General features: G+C 69.7%; 3 protein-coding genes. 1 reads left to right on the top strand and 2 read right to left on the bottom strand.

Features of this window, described 5'->3' with window-relative positions; translation table 11 throughout:
* Both R2S09_RS40040 and R2S09_RS40035 read right to left on the bottom strand, forming a co-directional pair.
* The coding region (locus tag R2S09_RS40040) for a hypothetical protein (RefSeq protein WP_316746204.1) at positions 1 to 317 on the bottom strand (317 nt) is incomplete at its 3' end.
* Positions 318 to 346: 29 nt separating this feature from the next.
* Positions 347 to 544 carry a hypothetical protein gene (locus R2S09_RS40035; RefSeq protein WP_306192702.1) on the bottom strand — a complete coding sequence of 66 codons (198 nt, stop codon included), beginning with the start codon at positions 542 to 544 and terminating at the stop codon, positions 347 to 349.
* 122 nt (positions 545 to 666) lie between these two features.
* Here R2S09_RS40035 and R2S09_RS40030 point away from each other — a divergent pair.
* On the top strand, positions 667 to 2,276 hold a 1,610-nt coding region (locus R2S09_RS40030; RefSeq protein ID WP_316746202.1), incomplete at its 3' end, for a helix-turn-helix transcriptional regulator.

The raw sequence follows: 2,276 nt of genomic DNA, 5'->3' as shown, positions 1-2,276 counted from the left end.
GGCTCGTTGATGAGCTGAGACGCCATCCGCTTTCCGAACGTGATCGTTTGGTTCGGGCTGGGTGGCATGAACTCCGGTTGGCGGCGGGAGAGATGGGCGTGGTTCGTCTGTTCGTCTCGCTTGTGGGGGTGGCTGGTGCCGTCGGTGCTCGGTTTGCTGGAGGCCCGGGAGAAGAAGTCCGGGAAGAGGTGGCACGGCTGCGGGAGGAGGCCGAGCGGGTGGAGGCTGCCCTCGGAGAGGCGGAACGGGCACTTCAGCGTCTGGCGGATGCCCGTGTGACGGTGGCCGAGGTGCTGGCCGAGCCGCGGGTCTGTCAAACGAGCGGTGGCTTGCAATCGCGTGACGGTCAGGGCAGGAGGGTGGCGAAGGCGCTGGTCACGGCGGCGGCGAGGGTGATGACCGCGGCGAAGGTGACAGCGGCGCGGGTGAGAGCGGTGGGGTAGGTGGCGCCGTCCAGGCGGGCGAGCTTGGCCGCGCCGACGGCGGCCAGCAGCGCGATTACGACGACGAAGGCGGTGGTGACTAGAACGATGGCGACGGACACGGCAGACTCCCTGCTCACGGTGGGGTGTTGACGTGGTCGAAGGTCGTGGAAGTGGTGTGCGCCGGGGTTCACCGGGACGAAGATGAACAGCGGCGAACACATCACGGCCCGGGGGCGAGCACATGCACGATGAACAGAACGGCGACAATCCGGCGCTCACCGAGCTGCGCAGGATGCTGAGTGGCGGGCTGGCCAAGCTCAAGCTGAATCAGACAGAGCTGGCCGGCCGTGCAGGGTTGGGACGTACGACCGTGTCGGAGGCGTTGCAGGCCAGCGGGCCTGTGCCGTCGGAGCGGACGGTGGTGGCGCTGGCCCGGGCGCTGAAGCTGCCGGTCGAGAAGTCGCTGGAACTGCAGCGGGACGCGGCCGGGGCCGGGGGCGGGGGCAGTGAACGGTCAGGGCCAGGCAAGCCTATTGGGGAGTGGGATGCGCACGATCTGGAGGTCCATCCGGCCGGGCCCGGCAAAATGGTCGTTGACGGATCGGTTACGCCCGGGGTGCGCGTGCTGCCTGGATATGTGCGGCGCGACCATGACCAGGTGCTGGCCGGGGCGGTAAGGGATGTGGTGGCCGGACGCAGCCGGATCGTGGTGCTGGTGGGTACGTCATCGACGGGAAAGACACGGGCCTGCTGGGAGGCTGTGCAGCCCCTCGCGGGCAAGGGCTGGCGGCTGTGGCATCCCTTCGACCCCACCCGGGCCGAGGCTGCTTTGGAGGACGTGTCCCGTGTGGGTCCGCGCACGGTGGTGTGGTTGAACGAGGCCCAGCACTACCTCGGCGACCGGGCGGCCGGTGAGCGGATCGCGGCGGCTGTGCATCACCTGCTGGTCAGTCCGCAGCGCGGGCCGGTCCTCGTGCTGGGCACGCTGTGGCCGGAGTACGCCCACCAGTACACGGCCCTGCCCTCCCCGGGCGAGGCAGACCCGCACAGCCGGGTACGGGAACTCCTCTCCAGTTGCACTCTGAATGTTCCGGATTCCTTCGACGCCACGGCCCTGGCCGCGGCGACTGAGCTCGCTGAGGGCGGTGACCATCTGCTGGCCGACGCCCTCCTCCGCGCCCGCGCCGACGGACGCCTCACACAAGACCTCGCCGGAGCGCCAGCGTTGTTGGACCGCTATGAGCGGGGCAGCCCGGCTGTCAGGGCAGTGCTGGAAGCGGCGATGGACGCGCGTCGCCTCGGCGCCGGCCTGAACCTGCCACAGGCGTTCCTCACCGACGCGGCGAGCGACTACCTCAGCCAGAGCGACTACGACGCGCTCACCGAGGACTGGGCCGAGAAGACCTTCGCTTACCTCGCCGAACGGGTCCACGGCAAACAGGCCGCCGTGCACCGCACCAACCCTCGCCCCCAACGTCGACCGCCCGGAACCCCGCCGCCAACCGGCAGACCCCAGCCAACGGGCCCCGTGTTCCGGCTCGCCGACTACCTCGAACAACACGGCAGCACCACCCGTCGGCACCTATGCCCACCCGCCTCCTTCTGGTACTCCGCCCACAGCCACATCACCCAACCTGACGACCTCGACAATCTCGCCCAGGCAGCCGAAAGCCGGCACCGCCTCCAATGGGCCCATCACCTCCGACACCTCGCCGCCGACCACGGCGCCCCCGGCGCCCTGGTCCGCCTGGCCGAGATGCGGGAAAAGGCCGGAGACCTAGAAGGCGCCGAAACCCTGGCCCGGCAGGCCGCCGACCACGGCAACACCGAGGCGCTGTTCCACCTGGTCAC

The sequence above is a fragment of the Streptomyces sp. MK7 genome (assembly GCF_032658145.1).
GTDB lineage: Bacteria > Actinomycetota > Actinomycetes > Streptomycetales > Streptomycetaceae > Streptomyces > Streptomyces spiralis.
This window is presented reverse-complemented; position numbering and strand designations above follow the sequence as displayed.